This window comes from Chitinophaga parva (assembly GCF_003071345.1).
GTDB classification, from domain to species: domain Bacteria; phylum Bacteroidota; class Bacteroidia; order Chitinophagales; family Chitinophagaceae; genus Chitinophaga; species Chitinophaga parva.
Genome location: NZ_QCYK01000003.1, coordinates 214,896 through 232,843, shown reverse-complemented (window position 1 = coordinate 232,843; position 17,948 = coordinate 214,896). Strand labels below are relative to the sequence as shown.

The following is a 17,948-nucleotide window of genomic DNA, read 5'->3' as shown; positions in this document are numbered from 1 at the left end:
AATGTAGCCGGATCATTGCTCCACTGCAGCAAACCGGAAACGGGCCATGTTTTCCCGCTGGCTTTCTCCCCAGGCAGACATGGCTTTCATCAGGGGCACCAGTGTAAGACCATTGTCTGTAAGCTCATACTCCACGCGCGGCGGCACCTCCGGGTAGGCAATGCGGCGCACGATGTCGTATTTCTCCAACTCCTTCAGCTGCTGTATGAGCATGCGCTCTGAAATGCCCGGGATGGCCGCACGGAGGGCGCCATAACGCATGCGGCCCTCACTCAGGTAAAAGAGGATAGCCGGCTTCCAGCGCCCGCCAAAAATGGTCATGGAAATGGCCATCCCACAATTTTCAATGATAGTAGTGGCGTTCAGGCTATTGGTAGATTGCGTCTTTCTCATTTCACCGTGGTAGGCACCTGGCGGGTGATGCAGGCCATGCTGCCCCTGCTCAAGAAGAGCCGGCACGCCCGCATCCTTAACGTGACCAGCGGTCTCGGTTCTTATGACGATGCGGTGTTTGGCTTTCATCACGTGCCCAACACCATCGGTATTTATTCCGTGGCCAAACTGGCCCAGAACGGCCTGTCGCTCAAAGCGGCGAAAAACCTGGCGGCGGATGGTGTCACGGTGAACGCTGTTGACCCCGGCTTTACCGACACTTACCCTGGCTACAAAGATCGCGGCGCCCGTCCGATCCCCGAAAGTGCGGCCGGCATTGTGTGGGCCGCACACCTGCCCAAAGGCAGCCCCAGTGGCCAGTTCTACCGCGACAAGGCCGTTATTCCCTGGTAGGCCTGCCCTCTTTCCGCCACTTAAAGCCACTGCAGGGGCTTTAAGTTTTCAGGAAAGCAGCCGCAGTTTTTTGATGGCACACACCACCAGTGAAAAGACCAGGCATCCTGACATAATGGGCCATAACAAGCCACCCATGATCCCCAGCGTAGCCAGGATAAAGAACGTAAACGCCCCGCGCAGGTAGCGGCCCGCATGCGGTCCTATTACATACAGCCAGCAGCGCAAAGCCATTACCATGGCCAGCAGGAAGCCGGCAGCCGGCAGTCCCCAACTCATACGGAAACGCAACAGCCACGCTATTTCCGGCAATAGCAACACCGTATAACGCAGGCACATAAACGCCAGCAAACGGTAACGGCTATACGGAAAATTCAGTCCAAACTGTAACTGCAAAACTTCAAACCGCTGCTCCTGCAGCAGCAGGTAACAATGCCCCATCACCATCAGTAACACCACGATCTGCAAGGCCCGGAAATCATCTACCCCATACAGGGCCACATACGCCATCACCGCCAGGGACAAGCCTTTTACCAGCGCAATGGAAAGTTTATGCCGGTGCAGCAGCTGGTAAAGGAACAAGCTGAAATAAGGCTTGGGCAGGCGGGCCAGCCAGCGCAGCGTGCGGCCACTCCCCTGCAACCGGTTGGCCAGCAAAACATAATACGCCGCACTCACCCCCGTGAGTAGCAGGAGGTACAACAACGCCAGCAAAGGCAGGAGCAGATGCCCATACAGGATACCCAGCGCCAGCGCAAACCCACTATAACACAGCGCCGGCAGCAGCAGGAACAACTGCAGCAGGAACCAGCTGGCCCACTGGCGCGTTTTTGCAAAAGCCGTGGCGCTGTAAAACAAATATTGATTAGCCGGCAGGGCCAGTTGAGCCATGGTGTATTGCCAGGCTTTGCCCGTGTATACCGCCCACACCACGAAAGCTGCCACCATCATGAATGGCGAGGTAATGAAGGCCAGCGTAAGCACTAAGTTGGCCAATGAAATACTTTCCGTAGGCAAAGTGCCGGCGTAGTTAATAAAGAAGCAATAACTGATAGCGGCAATGAAAAAGAAAAGCAACATACCCGCATGTACGCGGTAAAATCCTTTACCAATGCTGCGGATGAGCACATGGGTGAGCGGGGCTTTCATGCAAGGGGCTTTACAGTTTTATCTTCCACCACCAGGGTTTGTAAACCCGGCAGGAACGTGGCATCCAGGGCCTGGTGCGATGATAGTATGAAGTGCACACCGGCCGCCCTGCATGCAGCGATCCACTGGTATAACACCTCCAATGCAGCGGCATCCATGGTGATCAGGGGCTCATCCAGCAGTATCCAGTCCGGCTGGCCCAGGAAGGCAAGGGCCAGGGACAGCTTCTTCAGCATGCCACTGGAATAGGCGCCTACCGGGCGTTCCAGGTCTGGTGTAAGGCCTATGCTATCCAGGTAGGCCTGGGGTTGCGTGGCAGGGGCCCGCTTGGCGGCCGCAAAGAGGCTTACCATTTCCTGACCGGTAAGGAACTCCGGGAAGACAGGCTCTGCTTCCGCAAAATTCACCCGGCGGCGGTAGGCTACATCCTGTTTTTTAAGATCCACCTTTTCCTGCAACACAATACTTCCCTTAAAATCCAGCAGCCCGGCCATGGCTTTCAGCAATGTGCTTTTACCGGAACCATTGGCCCCGCGCAACCAGTATACACCACCGGGAAGCGCCAGGGACGGTATTTTCAGGGCAAGGCGGCCCTGGTACGATTTTTCAAAACCGGAGATCGTTATCATGCAGTAACAAAATATCCTATTTCCCCATACAGTGCCAGCCAAAATCTACAAGCGGTGCTTTCCTGCTTTCACTGGCAGACAAAAAGGGCCGTCCCCCTCATGCCGGGAACGGCCCTTTCCATTTATCATTAGCCAGTTAGTAGCCTTGTAAGCTGATGTCTTCCGTTTCCAGGATCTCCACTTTCTTTCCCATCTTCTTCTGGATCACGCCAAAATGATGATCATCTTCCGGTGTTACCAGGGTAATAGCCTTACCCATGGCGCCTGCGCGGCCGGTGCGGCCTATGCGGTGCACGTAGTCTTTCGGGGAGCGGGGCAGCTCATAATTGATCACCACCGGCAGTTCTATAATATCAATGCCGCGGGCCGCCAGGTCAGAGGCCACGAGCACGCGGATGTTGCCTTTCTTGAACTGGTGCAGCATGTCTATCCGGGTGTTCTGGCCCATATCGCCATGGAAAGCAGCGGCCTGGATGCCGTTCTTTTTCAGCTTGGTCACAATGTTATCCGCCGTGCGGGTAGACGATGCAAACACCAGCACCTGCTGCATATTTTGCTCCTTGATAAGATAACGCAGGAAAGGCCCTTTGCGCTCCATGCTCACATGGTACGCAATCTGCGCAATGCTGTCTATACTATCTTCCGGTTCCTTAATTTCAATGATGGTAGGCTGGAACAGTAGTTGCTCCTGCAGCCATTTGATGTCGGGGTTGAGGGTGGCGGAAAATAAAATGGTTTGCCTTCTTTTGGGCAGAAGGGCAAGGATTTTGTCCATCTCTTCGCGGAAGTCGCGGTTCAGCATTTTGTCCGCCTCGTCCAGCACCAGTATTTCCACTTTTTCCAGGTGCAGGGTTTTGCTCTCCACCAGGTCCAGCAGGCGGCCCGGCGTAGCCACGAGCACATCGGTGTTGCGCAGGTTTTTCATCTGGGGGTTGATGGACACCCCTCCGTACACAGCGGAGGCCTTGATCTGCTGGGGCATGTGCTCACTCAGGTCGCGGAACACTTCTGCCACCTGGATGGCCAGTTCACGGGTAGGCACCAGCACCAGGGCCGGCGGGAAGCGTTCACTGGGCTCCGTCCTTTTCTGAAAACGCTCAATGATGGGCAGGGCATAACCCGCCGTTTTACCAGAGCCCGTTTTAGACACGCCCAGTACGTCGTGCCCCTTGAGGATGGCCGGTATAGCCTGCTCCTGCACGGGATAAGGTTGTGTATAATTTTTCCTGGCGATGGTACTCAGTAAAGGAATTGACAGGCCCAGCGTTGCAAAACTCATGCGTCTCTTTTTGCCGCAAAGCTATTGAAAATAAAATTGACGCCTCCGGCCAACGGCTGCCTGGCGCATTCATTCACCTAAAAAACATGTTTATGGAATCACTTAAGCACAGGACCGCCTTCAGCGGGTTTGCCGTGAAAGACCTGGACGCCGCCCGGAAATTCTATGCAGATACACTGGGGCTGGATGTAAAGGAAGATGCCATGCACCACCTGAACCTGCAGATCAACAACGGGCAAACCATGGTGCTCATCTATCCCAAGCCGGACCACCAGCCGGCCGTGTTCACGGTGCTCAATTTTACCGTGGAGAACATTGATGAAACAGTGGACGCCCTTACCGCCAAAGGCGTAAAATTCCAGCAGTACGGCCCGCCTATCCAAACGGACGCCAAGGGCATTGTGCGGGGCGGAAAGCCGCTGGTAGCATGGTTTACAGACCCTTCGGGCAATATTATTTCCGTATTACAAATGTGAGGCATCCACAAAAAAGCTGCACCAGGTAAAAACCCGGTGCAGCGATGCTAACACAGTAACAATTTAGTATAGTTCTATTTCAAAACGCGGGCGGCGAAAGCCATCGCGTGGTATTAAATCAGTACGTAAGTTCTTCTACCAGGCGGTCCTCGTTCCATACACACTTACCATTGCCCTGGTGGTCGCTGAAGCTGGTGGAGAGCCGCATATTGCCGCCCCGGCGGCTTATTTCCAGGGTTTCTGCCACGCGCAGCAGGCCCTGGTCATTTTTTACCTCTACCCGGTAGCTGCCGGATGGCAGGGGCGTGTACAGGGCCACCCGCTCCAGGGAGTCGCTGCGCACGTCCGGGGCGGAGGCCAGGCGGGGCAATGCTCCCAGGCGGCGACCATCCACATACACATATAATTTTTCAGTACCGGGGGTGCTGGTCCAGAAATAAGTCTGGAACACGCCTGGTTCACCACTGCAGCGGATCTGCAGCACCACCAGCAAAGCAAGGATGAGAAAAGCCATCAGCGTCTTCATAACTTTCAGTTTTGTCGTTCAGTGTTGCAAGAATAGCACAACTATGCACACGCCGGCGGCGAATGTGACCAGCCCCCCATATTCTGTGACGAACCAGCCCCGGCACCTCATCATATTAAAAAAAAGCATATTTTTATCCCTGGCAACCATTTCCCGTTTACCCGGAAGACAGAACCGAATACCTATGAAAAAGATCCTGCATATTGGCGGCCGGGTGCTGCTGGCCACCGGGCTATTATGCCTGCTGCTGGCTGCCTGCTGTTATTCATCACTCAGCCATTTCCGCCGGCACGCCGCTATCGCCAGCGGTACCGTGATCGATATGGTGTCTAACCGCGATGCGGGTAATCTCATCTATGCTCCCGTGATCACCTTCCAGGACCACCAGGGATGCAGGCATACCTATATTTCCGGCAGCTTCGCCCCGCCCGCTAATTACAGCATTGGTGAGCAGGTGAATGTTTATTTTGATCCGGAAAGCCCGGCGGAAACGGCCCAACTGGGCGGGGTCAACCTGCATCTGTATGCGATGGTGCTGCTGTACCTGGGGCTACTGGCGGGCTGCCTGGGCGCACTGGCACTGGCTTATGAGCGATGGGGCTGGGGCATGCCTGTCCGGGGGCGTTTTTCCAGGGCTGATCCCCAAACCGGAAAGGCCGGAAAACCGGCCTCTCGTTCCTCTCGAAAGCATGCTTATTGCTCGTTATGAAAGTTTACCAGGTGTAAGTCCCTACTGCACCGGCGGGCAGTGTGGGGGTGACGATCTTACCGTTATATTTTATATTGAATTTCGTACTCCCGTTACCGTTATTGAGCACCAGCAGCACGTGTTTACCGTCCGGGCGTTTAAAGGCCACGTTGGGAAAGTCTGCTTTGTCATCTGAATAAATGCGCACAGAACCGGGGCGTACAAACTTTGCCGCCTGGCCAATGATGTAATAAGAAACATTGCGGGTTACGCTGCCACTGATGGTCAGTGCGCCCTGGCAGGTGCTGCAGCCACCGTTGGTGTGGGGGCCGTAATTGGCATCTGCCGCCAGGTTCCATTCCAGCACATTGCGGCTCCAGTTGCGCGTAGCGCCAATGATCAGGTTACTCACATGCCATTTCAGGTCGCCGCCAAAGTTGCCGGGGCCACCCACCCACTGCTCCGTGAAGTACACGTTCTTATCGGGGTAAGCGTCATGCACGGTGCTCAGCGCGCTGATGCTGCCGGCATACAGGTGGAAGGCGGAGCCGTCCACAAAAGCCCTGGCATTGGCATCGGCCAGGATGGTAGTGGGATAATCAGGACGGTCTGCGTTATGATCGTATAAAATGATCTTGGTACTTAATCCCGCTGCCTGGAATGCCGGTCCCAGCGCGTTCTTCACAAAATCCAGCTGCTCTGCGGGCTGCATGGTCATGCTGGGATTATTGTCCGGGTTGAGCGGCTCATTCTGCGGGGTAATGGCATCGATATTGATGCCTTCGGCCTTCATGGCCTGGATGTATTTAACAAAATACTGGGCGTACACCGTATAATACGCCGGCTTTAAACTACCACCTTTAAAACTGCCGTTAGTCTTCATCCACACAGGTGCTGACCATGGTGAGCCCAGTATTTTAATGTCAGGCGCTATGGCCAGGATCTTTTTCAATACGGGTATAAGGTCGGTTTGCTCACGGTCTATGCTGAATTGCGCCAGCGTATTGTCTTCCGTGCCGGCGGCAATATCATCATACGTGAAAGTAGTGGCGCTGAGGTCTGATGCGCCGATGCTGATGCGCAGGTAGCTTACGCCAATGTGATTACTGTCTGTTGCAAAAAGCTCCTGCAGCAGGGCGTCCTGCGTGGCCGCGGGCAGGTTGTGGATCAGCGTGGCGCTGCCGCCGGTAAGGCAATAACCAAAACCGTCAATGCTTTGGAAGGCCTGCTGGCCATTCACGTTAATGGTGGTATTCACATTCACTGTATCACTGAAAACCAGTGCCGTGTTCTGTTTGGCAAGGAGCGATGTTTTATCTGCCGTGGTCACCCAGGCTTCCACGTCGGACTTTACCGGGCCGGTAGGCGGTGCCACAGGCGGGGGCGTTACCGGTGTGAGCTGGTCTTTTTTACCACCGGAGCATCCCGCTGCCATCCCTGCGGCCAGCAGGCATACCAGGCCGGATCTGTATAGGTTTTTCATGGCTTGTTTTATTTGTCGATCATTTTATATACCCGCACATAATCTACCTGCATAGCGCAGGGGAATATGCTGTCGTCTACCCCTTGCTGTCCGCCCCAGTCGCCGCCAATGGCAAGGTTCAGCAGCAGGTGGAAGCGTTTGTCAAACGGCCAGGCGGCGGAGCCGGTGCCTTCGTTCCTGAAGGTGAAGTACAGCTGGTCATCAATGTAGCAACGGATGGCAGCCGGTGTCCAGTCCAGCCGGTACACATGGTAATCACTGATGGCAGTAGGCACTGTTTGTACCGCGGTTTTCTGGGTATTGATCACATGATTGTATTTCTCCGTGTGTGCGCTCAGGTGGATCACATTGGGATCATAGCCCACTTCTTCCATGATGTCTATCTCGCCGGATTTGGGCCAGTCGCCATACGCCCAGTCCGTGGAGAGCATCCAGATGGCAGGCCAGGTGCCTTTACCGGCGGGCAGTTTGGCCTTTATCTCAAAGCGGCCGTACAACCAGTCGCCCTTGTTGGCAGTGACCATGCGCGCGGAAGAATAGTTCATCCCGTTAGACGCTTCTTTGCGGGCCGTTACATAGAGCACACCGTCTTTGATGTAAGCATTGTCGGTACTGTTCGTATAATTTTCCAGTTCGTGGTTCCCCCAGCCGCTGTTGCCCAGGTCATAGCCCCATTTGGCCGGATCGGGCGCACCGTCTTTATCAAATTCATCGCTCCACACCGGGGTGGTCTCAAAACTCCAGCCTTTATCTTCCGGCGGTTTGGGCGCCTGGGGCGTTACATAACCACCGTTGGATGGCTCGGACTTCTGGCCGGAGCAGGAAAAGAAGGTGCAGGTAAGCAGCACAAGCGGCAATGCGATCAGTCGTTTCATGTACATGGTTTAAAAAGGTGTACAGGCGCCGGGCCTGTACACCGGGGTTGAATTATTGTTCTTCAGAGAAGGTCACGTCATCAATGTTGATACCGCCATTCCCCATCGTGCCACCGGAACTGCCGGCTTTGATCACGATGTAGATGGTACCGGCGGTTGCAAATTTGATCTTACCGTTCTGGCCTTTATAATCGCCATCACAGCCTATGGTGGCTATATCGCCGTCAAAAGCAGCACCGCCGCAACCGGCCCAGGTATTAAGTGCTACAAATTTCTTACCGTTGCCATAATCGCTCCCCTGCACCGGTACATCGGGCAGGATATAGATCTCAAACCAGGTATTGGTAGCGCCATTTCCTTTTACGTGCCCGGAAAAATAATAATTACGGTTAGCATCTACCTGAACTGCCTGGTAAATGGCACCATTGGTATTGCCCGTGTTGGAAAAGTTCATCACGCCGTTTGCGATGCTGATGGAAGTCTGGGTGCCACCGGTATTCAGCACTGTCCAGTATTGGGTGGCATCTGCATCCATGGTGCTGCCTTTGAGCACGTTCACCGGGGGCAGGTCATTGGCGATGGTCACCTGCTGCGCCGCGGTGGCAGCCCCTCCCCTGGTATAAGCGGTGAGCTGTATGGCGTAAGTGCCTTTTTTGCTGAAAGTAATAGTATCCTTTTCCTTGCTGGAAGTGCCGCCGGCATCGCCGTATTGCCACTGCCACATGAAGGCGCCTGGCGTAGTGCTGGCGATGGCGATCCTATTGGCATTGCCGGAAAGCGGTGCAGCAGTAAAAGAAGCCACCGGCAAGGGGCCCAGGTCCTGGCTGGATGATTCGGGGGTGCAGGCATGCAACGCGGCTGCCAGCAGGCACAAGCCGCTCATGCGGGAAATATATTGGAAAGATTTCATCGTTTACGTTTGGTTGAATAATTAAAGATCGCCACCATACTCTTTGCTCTGGCGCAGTTTCGTGTTGTTCAGCTCCAGCAGCGGGATGGGCAGGATTTCATTCTTACCGGCCTTGAAGCCACGGTCTTTCAGCACATCTGCGGCAATGCCCCAGCGGATGATATCGAACCAGCGGTGGCCTTCCCCGGCCAGCTCCATGCGGCGCTCCCGGCGGATGTTATCCAACGTAGCGGGTACGGGCGGCAGCTTCACCCGGGCGCGCACGGCATTCAGCAATGCATAGGCACGGCTGCCGGCGGCGCCGGCGTCACCACTGTTGGCCAGCGCTTCCGCTTCCATCAGGTAGGTATCTGCCAGGCGGATCTCGTAAATGTTCTGTCCAAAGTTCAGCGGCTTGTCGCCGGGGCCCTTCGTTTCGTCTTTTACATAACCGATGAATTTATTGAGGAAGAAACCCGTGTTGTTGAACGATGGGCTGTAATCCGCTATGCCATTGGCTTTCATACTGTCCAGGTCTGCAATGGTGGCTTTGAACCGCGGATCTCCTTTCATGAAAGTGGCCAGGTCTTTTGTTACGATCAGGAAGCCATATCCTGCTTCATAACCCGGTGCATTAGGGCCCGGTGCATAGCCACGGGGGCCGGTGAGGATATCCAGCACGTTACCTTCCGTGCACGCAATGCACCCCCAGTTACCATTGGACATGGTAGCATGTGATACTTCAAAGATGGACTCACTGTTGAATTTCAGATCGGGAATGGTGGTCCAGAGATCGGCAAAATTGTCCAGCAGTTTGTAACCATACGTAGGGTTCTGCTGGCCGGGCGTACCATTCACCAGCGCCAGTTCTGAGGCGGCGGCAGTCCAGTTCTTTTCAAACAGGTATACCTTACCGAGCAGCGCATGGGCCGTGCCTTTGGTAATGCGGCCACCGTCTGTGGAAGCGGTCACCTGGTCCGGCAGGTTAGATTCTGCGATGGCATCTTTCAGGTCCTGCTCTATTTGTTTGTATACATCCGCGGGCGCCGCCTGCACCTGGTCATACATCTGGTCTACCGGCACCGGTTTATTGAACAGGGGTACGTTCTTGAACTGGCGCACCAGGTCAAAATAAAAGTAAGCACGCAGGAACTTTGCTTCCGCGGTAAAGCGTGCCTTGTGGCCTTCATCCATGGGCACGTTGGGCAGTTTTTCCAGCAGGAAATTAGCGCGGAACACACCGGAGAAGCCGGCTTTCCACAATTCATTATGCGGGCCGGTAGCCGGGTCCAGCGTGTAGTTGGAGATCACCTGGAAGTCGGTGATATCGTTAGGGCCACCACCGCCGGCCAGCTGGTCGTCAGAACCGGCATCCATGGCGCCTACTTTTGTTACAAAGCCACCACCCTGCCAGCCTACCACGTCGTACACCGCGATCAGGCCATTGTATGCTTCTGTTTCATTCTTGTAATAGTTACCTTCCAGGTTGGTACCCGTGGGTTTTACCTCCAGGAAGCTTTTGCTGCAGGCGCTTGTGAGCAGTAACGCGGAGCAAAGCGCTGCTATGGCTTTATATGATGATTTCTTCATGTGGAATCTGCTTTAATGGATTTATTGGAAAGTAATGTTGAGGCCCAGCAGGAAAGAGCGTGCCTGCGGATAAATGCCACGGTCAATGCTCATGGTACCACCCCCTATCTCGGGATCATAGCCGGTGTACTTCGTGAAGGTGAAAAGGTTTTCACTCATCAGGTAAATACGGGCACGGCTGATGCCTGCCTTGCGGCTGATGGTGTTGGGCAGGGTATACCCCAGCTGCACCGTTTTCAGGCGCACATAAGCGCCATCTTCCAGGTAGAAACCGGACGGATTGGTGAAGTTGTGGTTATCATCTTTCATGGTCAGGCGGGGGTAATCATTACTGGTACCGGGGCCTGTCCAGCGGCTCAGGGCCTTGGTCTGCCAGTTGGCATTGGATAGGTCCAGGCGGCGCAGGCCCTGGAAGATCTTGTTGCCGGAGGCACCCTGGCCGAACAGGCCCAGGTCAAAGCCTTTGTACGCCAGGTTCACATTAAAGCCATACGTCCAGGTGGGCGTGGGATTGCCGATGAAATCACGGTCGTTGCCATCGATCATACCATCACCGTTTACATCCTTATAGCGGAAATCACCGGGTTTGGCATTGGGCTGTATCTTACCGTTCTTGCCGGTATAGGCATCCACATCTGCCTGGGTCTGGAAAATACCTTCTGTTACAAAACCATAGAACTCATCGATCGGGTGGCCCACTGCTTTGCGGGTGATGGGATAACTGCTGCTCTGGAAGTTTACCCCACCATCCAGGTAAGTAAGGCCGCGGCCCACATAGGTGATCTTGTTCTGGGTGTAAGACACGTTGCCATTCAAACCTATGCTCAGCGCTCCTGCCTGGGCGTGGTAGCCCAGTTCCAGTTCTTCACCGGTGTTCTGCATATCGGCCACGTTTGCTGGTGGATTAGAGATGGCGCCTACATAAGCAGGGATGCGCGGGTTCTGCAGGATGCCTTTGGTCACTTTCTTGTACCAGTCAAAGCTCACGGTAAAATTGCGGAACAGGGAGGCTTCAAAACCCACGTTGGTCTGCGCGGTAGATTCCCACTTCAGGTCCGGGTTGGAGGGCGCATCGGGGCTGTAACCGATAGAAGAAATGTCGGACGTACCGAAAGTATAGTTACGGCCACTGCCAATGGTGGAGAGATAACCAAAGTCGCCGATGTTATCATTGCCCACCATACCGTAGCCACCCCGTACCTTCAGGAATTCCACTACGTCCTGTTTGGGAAAAAAGCTTTCTTTGGAAGCTACCCAGCCGGCGGATACAGAGGGGAAAGTACCATACTTGTTGTTGGGCCCGAAACGGCTGGAACCATCACGGCGTATTACGCCTTCCAGCAGGTATTTTTCTTTGAAGTTATAGTTCAAACGGCCAAAGAGGGAAGCAATGCGGTGGTCTGTACCCTCACCGCCATCCGTGCTGCGCGAGGTCTGGGCCACCTTGAATTTCTCGGAAGCGTCCCAGAAATTATCTACCTGCAGGTCCTGGAAAGTATTGCTGATACTCTTGGAACGCCCGTCCATGTAAGCACCCTGGCCTACCAGTACCGTTACATTATGATCGTTGAATGCACGGGTGTAGGAAACGGTATTTTCCACGTTCCAGTTAAACCCGTTGTTCATGCTGCGGTTAAAGGCAGTACGGGCATTCTTGTTAGTGGTGTTGTAATAATAAATGGGCGTAAAGGATTCACCACCCCAGAAAGCGATCTTGGCGCCAACGGTGCTGCGCAGGCGCAGGCCCTTGATGGGCTCCGCTTCCAGGTAGGTATTGCCCACGATATTGTGCGACCAGTTGTAGTTGCCCTCATTATTGATGATATAAGCGAGTGGGTTCGACATTTCATTCTGCACCAGGTCGGAAATGCCATAGGGCTGGCCTTTGGCATTTACGCGCACGCCGGTATTCACATACTGGCCGGTGCTGGCCTTCGCCGGGTCTGTTTCCACTGCCGGTGTGGTGGGATCCAGGTTGATGGCGGAGCTGAGCGGGCCGCCAAATTCACTGTTGGTATTGCCAATACCGTTTGCACGGTCATAGGCGTAGCCGATGTTTTCTGCAAAGGTGAGCCAGGAAGCCAGTTTATGCTGGGAGTTCACCCGCACGTTAAAGCGCTTGTAGTGAGAGATGGGGGAAGCCACAATACCTTCCTGGTCCAGGTAACCAAAGGAAGAGAAGAAGGTGGAACGGTCATTCCCGCCACTGATGCTCACTTCATGGTTCTGGCGCACCGCGCTGTTGTTGAAGATCTCGCCCTGCCAGTCGGTTCCTTTCCCCAGGGAGCGGGGATCGGCAAAGGGCAGTGCATAGCCGGCGGCGGCATTGGCCTCATTCATCAACGTAGCATACTGGGTAGCATCCAGCAGCTTCAGTTTGCGGGCCGGCTCGGAAGTACCGTAATAGCCGTTATAGTTTACCTGCATTTTACCAGCTTTCCCTTTCTTGGTAGTCACCAGGATAACGCCAGCGGCTGCACGTGCACCGTAAATAGCCTGGGAGGCCGCATCCTTCAGTACTTCTATGGATTCAATGTCATATTGGTTCAGGTAACCGATACCGCCGTTGTCTACCACTACACCATCCACTACCCACAGCGGGTCGTTATTATTAAACGTGGTGATACCACGCACACGCACTGTAGAGCCGGAACCGGGCTGGCCGGAACTTTGGGCTACGGTAACACCGGAAGTGCGGCCCTGCAGGGCGGATTCAATGCGGGTCACCGGCTGGCTTTCCAGGTCAGCAGCCCTTACGGAAGAAATGGCCCCGGTCACCACGCTTTTCTTTTGCACACCATATCCTACCACTACCGTTTCATTCAGCGCCGTTTCTGCCAGTACCATTTTCACGGAGAGCAGGCCACCGGTAATAGCCACCGTCTGGTTGTTATATCCCACCACGGTCACCTGCAGGCTGCTGGAGCCTGCGGGGGCTTTCAGGGTAAAGTGGCCATTTACGTCTGTAGCGGTACCCTGGCTGCCACCTTTCACACGGATGGTAGCGCCGGGGATGGGCAGCCCTTTTTCATCGGTCACCATCCCTTTTACGGTGATGGACGTATCGGCGGCGGCCCAGTTCTTTTCCGGCATGCTTTGCAGGATCATACGCTGGCCTTCCATGGTAAAGAACACCGGCTGGTTGCGCAGGCAGGCCTCCATCACCTCCTGCACGGAGGCGCCTTTGGCTTCTACGGTCACCGGGTTGGTCTTTGCCAGCAAGCCCTCGTCGTACACGATGGAAATGCCGGACTGGCGGGAAACCTCACGCAGCACCTTCTTCAGGGGCGCGTTCTTCTCCGACAGGGTGATGGACTGGGAGACTCCTTTTGCGCTGATCTGCAAGCAAACCGCGAGCAGCAAAAAGGTAGTGAGTTTCATAACGAGCAATATTTTGGTTGATGGGCGCATAATGCCGCCAGGAGCATTGCCCCTAAAGGTTAATTGCATACTTTTGTAATGTTTGGGATGAGGGAATAGGCAGTTCTTGAACCGGACTCGTTTTTTCCGTAATGCCCAAGAGAACCAAACCGGGAGTGTTGCAAGCGCTTCCGGTTTTTTTATGATGGGCATGGGAATGCCCTTAACCTGTTTCAGATTTCATAACGGGAAATTTAGATTTACACAAATGCCGGGGCGCCGCTTTACGTGGACGCGGTCACCGCGGGTTACTTTGTTACTGTTAAGTGTTTCTTCCTGTACCAGTTTTCCTTCCGCCCGTTTTTTTGCTACATGCAGCTTGTGACGAACTGTTTTGCCGGGCGAGGTTCTTTTGGTGGTGATGTGTTTTTTCTATGTATGCGTGTGGTAGCTGTTGTTATCTTTTTATTGTACCGACAGTACATCCAGGCGGTGATTGTCCACGTTAAAACGGGCCCCGCTGGCCTCCAGCATCTTCAGGATCTCCGACAGCGGCAGGTTGCGGCTGATGCGGCCTCCAAACAGGTGGCCCGGTGCCGTGCTATGGTTCACCACATCAATATCATACCAGCGGGAAAGCTGGCGCATGATCTGTGAAATGTCTGCGTTGTCAAACTCGAAGAAGCCGGTTTTCCAGGCAATGGCCTGGTCCACGTCACAGGGCCGCACTTTGAACTCGCCGGTGGCGGGGTCCAGCAAGGCCTGCTGGCCGGGTTTCAGGGAGCGGGCAGCGTGGGTGTTCACCACTTTCACCGCCCCCTCTACCAGGGTGGTACTGATCGTTTTCTCGTCGGGATAGGCCATGATATCGAAACCGGTGCCCAGCACCTGTACTTCCATGGTTTTATTCACCTTCACAGTAAAGGGATGTGCTATGTCTTTTGCAACTTCAAAATACCCCTGTCCTTCCAGCTCCACTTCGCGCACACCGCCTTTGAAAGCAGTGGGGTAATGCAGGCGGGAGGCCGCGTTCAGCCACACTTTACTGCCATCCGGCAGTACAATGGTGAACTGGCCCCCACGGGGCACGGTAAGGGTATTGAAAGCCACCGGCTCATCAGTACCGTTCACCGCGTATTGCAGCTGGCCATTGTGTTGATGCACGGTGGTATTGGCCTGTTGTATCACCTGGTTACCGGTGCTGTCCAGCGTTACCACCTGCCCGTTGGCCAGGGTAAGCAGGGCCTTGTTGGTACCTGGCAGGATGTCTCCTTTGCCGGCACCGGTGTGCGCGGCCAGGGATGCATTTTTTTGTTTTTGCAGGCGGGTAAAATAAAAGGCGGCGCTGCCGGCCACTGCCACCACCACGGCGGCGGCGGCCACCCGGCGCAGGTAGCGGCGCCAGGCATGCATAGGTACCACGGCGGGCTGGGAGATCTCCTGCAGCAGGCGGGTCTCCATCCGGTCGCTGGTAGCGGCCGGGAGGTGCGCCGGCGTTTTCAGGGCCGCTTCAAAATCCTGTTGCATGGCCTGCAGCAGCGGCTTATGGGCCTCCGACGTTTGCAGCCAGGCGTACAGCTGCTCCACCTCCTCAGGTGTGCAGTTACCGTCCAGGTATTTGCGCAGTAATTGATCAAAATGGTCAGGAGTCGTGGACATAACGTGCGTACGGTTGTGGGCGTACTGCATATACTATCCGGAAATGAAGGATAAGGGTACCCCGGCAGGAAAATATTTTTTAAAAAAGATGCACCAGCAGGTACCCCAGGGCTAACACGTCGCCGTAGCGGTGCACATATTCATAGATAAAACGCATGCCCAGGACCATGTGTTTTTTCACGGCATTACGGGAAATGCCCAGCATGTCTGCGGCTTCCTCGTAGCTGCGGCCTTCCTGGCGGCACAGGCGGAACACCCGCAGGCGCTGGGGAGGCATGCGGTCCAGGGCTTCTTCAAACAGGCGCTCGTATTGCTTGTCGGCCACCTGGTCTTCCGGCAGCGTATCTGCCCGGCTTTCCAGGTTGCGGCACACCTGGGCGCGCAGCGCCTCATCCGTGGCAATGCGTTGAATGGTCTTGAAAACATGATTGCGGGCAATGCGGTACAGGTAGCCTGTAAAAGACTGGGCGGGGTCAATGCGCTCACGCACTTCCCACAGCTTCAGGAACACATCATGCACCAGGTCCTCGGCCAGGGAAGGTATCTTGCAATAACGCAACAGGTATAAGTAAAGGGCGGGATGGTATTGCCGGTAGAGCTGCGTGAAGGCAGCTTCATCGCCCTCCCTCATCCTGCGTACCCATACATCTCCAGGTGGCATACTATCCATAATCAAAACGTGGTTTCGGTATCGTACCTTATGGTGTAAATCTATAAAAAATACAATACCTGCCAAACGCTTTCTTGAAGGATACCGTCCCGCAAGCCGTACACCCGTATATTTGGGCACGCAACTTTTTAAAAAGTAAACACAAACAAGCAACGCATGGAACAAACATTTGTAAAACAAACGATAGCCCTGTGGGAGCAATCGGTGAAAAGAGTAACGGATACCTTTAAAGGTTTTTCTGAAGAAGCGTTCCAGGCTGACATAGCGCCGGGGCGCAACCGGCCCGTTTACATGCTGGGCCACCTGGTGGCGGTGCACGACCGCATGCTGCCCTTGCTGGGCCTGGGCGCCCGCAACTGGCCGGAGCTGGACGCAGCCTTTATCCGCACGCCGGACCGCACCGTGGCAGACATCCCCTCTACCGCCGATCTCCTGGCGCGTTTTGACCAGGTGAACGCACAACTGGCTGCAAAATTTGCGGAGCTGACGCCTGCACAGTGGCTGGAAAAACATGCGGATGTGAGCGCGGAAGATTTTGCAAAGGAACCGCACCGGAACCGTTTCAATGTGTTACTGGGACGCACAAGCCATATTGCATACCACCAGGGACAACTGGTGTGGGCTAAAAAATAATGTACTACTGCATGCAAAAAAACAATGGGCGCTACTTGTAAAAAGCAGCGCCCATTTTATGTAAAATTGTTGGCCTCATAAACAACTGTCCCGCAGCATCTGCATATAGGCACTCCCCTTCTCCCGTGCAAACTGTACGTTGCGTTCCGGTATGCCACTGGCATCTCCATAAAAGCGCAATGCCTTCCGGATGCTGCTTTCCCGGAGAATGTGCAACATGGGATAAATGCTGCGGTTCGTAAAATTAGCCGCATCAGCTGCTTCGCTGCCTTCAAACTGGTACTGTGGATGAAAAGTGGCTACCTGGTACACGCCAGTATATCCTTTCTGCGCAATGATGCCCTCTGCATGCCGCACCAGGGCCAGGTAATCCGTGAAATCCGTAAACGAACCGGGAAAGATGGCAACGTGGTTTCAATGGCCGCATCTGCATCCAGGCGCTTCAGCTCCCGCGTAAATACCGCCCGGCTGGAACTGAGCGTGGTAGCAGGTTCCACCTGGTAGTGAATGCTGTTGCGTTTTACTTCTCTTGCCGCAAAAGGGCAAAAGTTACAACCTATTACTACCTGCTCTACCCAGTTGCGGGTTTGTGCAATCACCTGCTCGTTTGTATTCATACATGCAAAGATAGGGCATTACTGCTCCTGCTCGCGGATGGCATTTTCAATATGCTTGTCCGGCACCAGCCAGGCAATGGCCACCATCAGGATCATACATTCCGCCACGATGGTATTGAAATAAGCGATCACCATGGCGGCAAGACACCCTGCCGTAGAGATCACACTCTTGCGGTTCACCACCTGTATGGCGCGTTTCATATTTTCTGAAAAAGGCGTGCACCGCCGTATGGTAGCGATCAAAATAGTATAAGCCATGCCGGCCAGCATCAGGTTAAGGCAGTACACCACCACCGTATTCGGCGAGTTATGGTTCTCTCCCATCCAGCCGGTGGAAAAGGGTAACAGGGAAAGCCAGAACAACAAATGGAGGTTTGCCCATATGATCCCGGAAGAAACTTCTTTGGCAGTATGCACCAGGTGATGGTGATTGCCCCAGTAAATGCCCACGTAAATAAAACTAAGTACATAACTGAGAAATACGGGCAGCAGTTCCGCCAGGTCCAACCACTCCGCGCCATGGGGCACTTTTATTTCAAGGACCATAATGGTGATGATAATGGCAAAAACGCCATCGCTGAAAGCTTCTAGTCTTGTTTTGTTCATGCGGGTCTGATAAAAAAATTGCTGGTGAAATGA

Annotated in this window: 17 protein-coding genes and 1 pseudogene; 4 read left to right on the top strand and 14 right to left on the bottom strand. The window is 54.4% G+C overall.

The genetic code is table 11. The annotated features are described in order from the left end of the window. Window positions 1–12: 12 nt before the first annotated feature. A complete protein-coding gene (locus tag DCC81_RS20265; protein WP_108688509.1) occupies window positions 13–393 on the bottom strand; it encodes a winged helix-turn-helix transcriptional regulator in 381 nt (126 codons plus the stop codon). Here DCC81_RS20265 and DCC81_RS20260 point away from each other — a divergent pair. Continuing rightward, a complete protein-coding gene (locus DCC81_RS20260) occupies window positions 379–786 on the top strand; it encodes an SDR family NAD(P)-dependent oxidoreductase (RefSeq protein WP_133177739.1) in 408 nt (135 codons plus the stop codon). The genes DCC81_RS20265 and DCC81_RS20260 overlap by 15 nt on opposite strands. A gap of 48 nt (window positions 787–834) precedes the next feature. On the opposite strand, the gene DCC81_RS20255 is transcribed toward DCC81_RS20260, so the two are convergent. The 3 genes from DCC81_RS20255 to DCC81_RS20245 form a co-directional block, all read right to left on the bottom strand. Then, window positions 835–1,935: a hypothetical protein gene (locus DCC81_RS20255; protein WP_108688507.1), complete on the bottom strand. Its 1,101-nt coding sequence runs from the start codon at window positions 1,933–1,935 to the stop codon at window positions 835–837. Continuing rightward, window positions 1,932–2,564, bottom strand: a complete 633-nt coding sequence (locus tag DCC81_RS20250; RefSeq protein WP_108688506.1) for an ABC transporter ATP-binding protein — start codon at window positions 2,562–2,564, stop codon at window positions 1,932–1,934. The genes DCC81_RS20255 and DCC81_RS20250 overlap by 4 nt, the downstream gene beginning before the upstream one ends. Before the next feature lie 136 nt (window positions 2,565–2,700). Further along, window positions 2,701–3,843, bottom strand: a complete 1,143-nt coding sequence (locus DCC81_RS20245) for a DEAD/DEAH box helicase (RefSeq protein WP_108688505.1) — start codon at window positions 3,841–3,843, stop codon at window positions 2,701–2,703. Window positions 3,844–3,935: 92 nt separating this feature from the next. On the opposite strand from DCC81_RS20245, the gene DCC81_RS20240 reads away from it, so the two are divergent. Then, window positions 3,936–4,319: a VOC family protein gene (locus tag DCC81_RS20240; RefSeq protein WP_108689261.1), complete on the top strand. Its 384-nt coding sequence runs from the start codon at window positions 3,936–3,938 to the stop codon at window positions 4,317–4,319. Between the two features lie 118 nt (window positions 4,320–4,437). Here the strand turns inward: DCC81_RS20240 and DCC81_RS20235 are convergent, their stop codons facing one another. Continuing rightward, window positions 4,438–4,845, bottom strand: coding sequence for a hypothetical protein (locus tag DCC81_RS20235; RefSeq protein ID WP_133177738.1), 408 nt, complete (start codon window positions 4,843–4,845; stop codon window positions 4,438–4,440). 184 nt (window positions 4,846–5,029) lie between these two features. Between DCC81_RS20235 and DCC81_RS20230 the strand changes: the two genes are divergently transcribed. Further along, on the top strand, window positions 5,030–5,554 hold the full coding sequence (locus tag DCC81_RS20230) for a DUF3592 domain-containing protein (protein ID WP_165806667.1): 525 nt from the start codon (window positions 5,030–5,032) through the stop codon (window positions 5,552–5,554). Window positions 5,555–5,558: 4 nt separating this feature from the next. Here DCC81_RS20230 and DCC81_RS20225 read toward each other — a convergent pair whose 3' ends face one another. The 7 genes from DCC81_RS20225 to DCC81_RS20195 all read right to left on the bottom strand — a co-directional run bounded on the left by DCC81_RS20225 (window position 5,559) and on the right by DCC81_RS20195 (window position 16,059). Beyond that, the gene (locus tag DCC81_RS20225; RefSeq protein ID WP_108688502.1) at window positions 5,559–7,016 is read right to left on the bottom strand and encodes a glycoside hydrolase family 30 protein; all 1,458 of its coding nucleotides are present in this window, start codon (window positions 7,014–7,016) and stop codon (window positions 5,559–5,561) included. Between the two features lie 8 nt (window positions 7,017–7,024). Further along, the gene (locus DCC81_RS20220) at window positions 7,025–7,891 is read right to left on the bottom strand and encodes a glycoside hydrolase family 16 protein (protein WP_108689260.1); all 867 of its coding nucleotides are present in this window, start codon (window positions 7,889–7,891) and stop codon (window positions 7,025–7,027) included. A gap of 52 nt (window positions 7,892–7,943) precedes the next feature. Then, entirely contained in the window at window positions 7,944–8,801 is an 858-nt protein-coding gene (locus DCC81_RS20215; RefSeq protein WP_108688501.1) for a PKD domain-containing protein, read from the bottom strand. Between the two features lie 21 nt (window positions 8,802–8,822). Continuing rightward, a complete protein-coding gene (locus DCC81_RS20210) occupies window positions 8,823–10,370 on the bottom strand; it encodes a RagB/SusD family nutrient uptake outer membrane protein (protein WP_108688500.1) in 1,548 nt (515 codons plus the stop codon). Window positions 10,371–10,391: 21 nt separating this feature from the next. Then, on the bottom strand, window positions 10,392–13,751 hold the full coding sequence (locus tag DCC81_RS20205; protein WP_108688499.1) for a SusC/RagA family TonB-linked outer membrane protein: 3,360 nt from the start codon (window positions 13,749–13,751) through the stop codon (window positions 10,392–10,394). Between the two features lie 444 nt (window positions 13,752–14,195). Beyond that, window positions 14,196–15,389, bottom strand: coding sequence for a FecR domain-containing protein (locus tag DCC81_RS20200; protein WP_165806666.1), 1,194 nt, complete (start codon window positions 15,387–15,389; stop codon window positions 14,196–14,198). Window positions 15,390–15,468: 79 nt separating this feature from the next. Then, entirely contained in the window at window positions 15,469–16,059 is a 591-nt protein-coding gene (locus tag DCC81_RS20195; RefSeq protein ID WP_108688497.1) for an RNA polymerase sigma factor, read from the bottom strand. Window positions 16,060–16,215: 156 nt separating this feature from the next. On the opposite strand from DCC81_RS20195, the gene DCC81_RS20190 reads away from it, so the two are divergent. Then, entirely contained in the window at window positions 16,216–16,692 is a 477-nt protein-coding gene (locus DCC81_RS20190) for a DinB family protein (RefSeq protein WP_108688496.1), read from the top strand. A gap of 75 nt (window positions 16,693–16,767) precedes the next feature. Here the strand turns inward: DCC81_RS20190 and DCC81_RS20185 are convergent. Together DCC81_RS20185 and DCC81_RS20180 are read right to left on the bottom strand one after the other, a co-directional pair. Beyond that, a pseudogene (locus DCC81_RS20185) lies at window positions 16,768–17,309 on the bottom strand (DUF1415 domain-containing protein). Window positions 17,310–17,327: 18 nt separating this feature from the next. After that, entirely contained in the window at window positions 17,328–17,915 is a 588-nt protein-coding gene (locus DCC81_RS20180) for a TMEM175 family protein (protein ID WP_108689259.1), read from the bottom strand. Window positions 17,916–17,948: the final 33 nt, after the last annotated feature.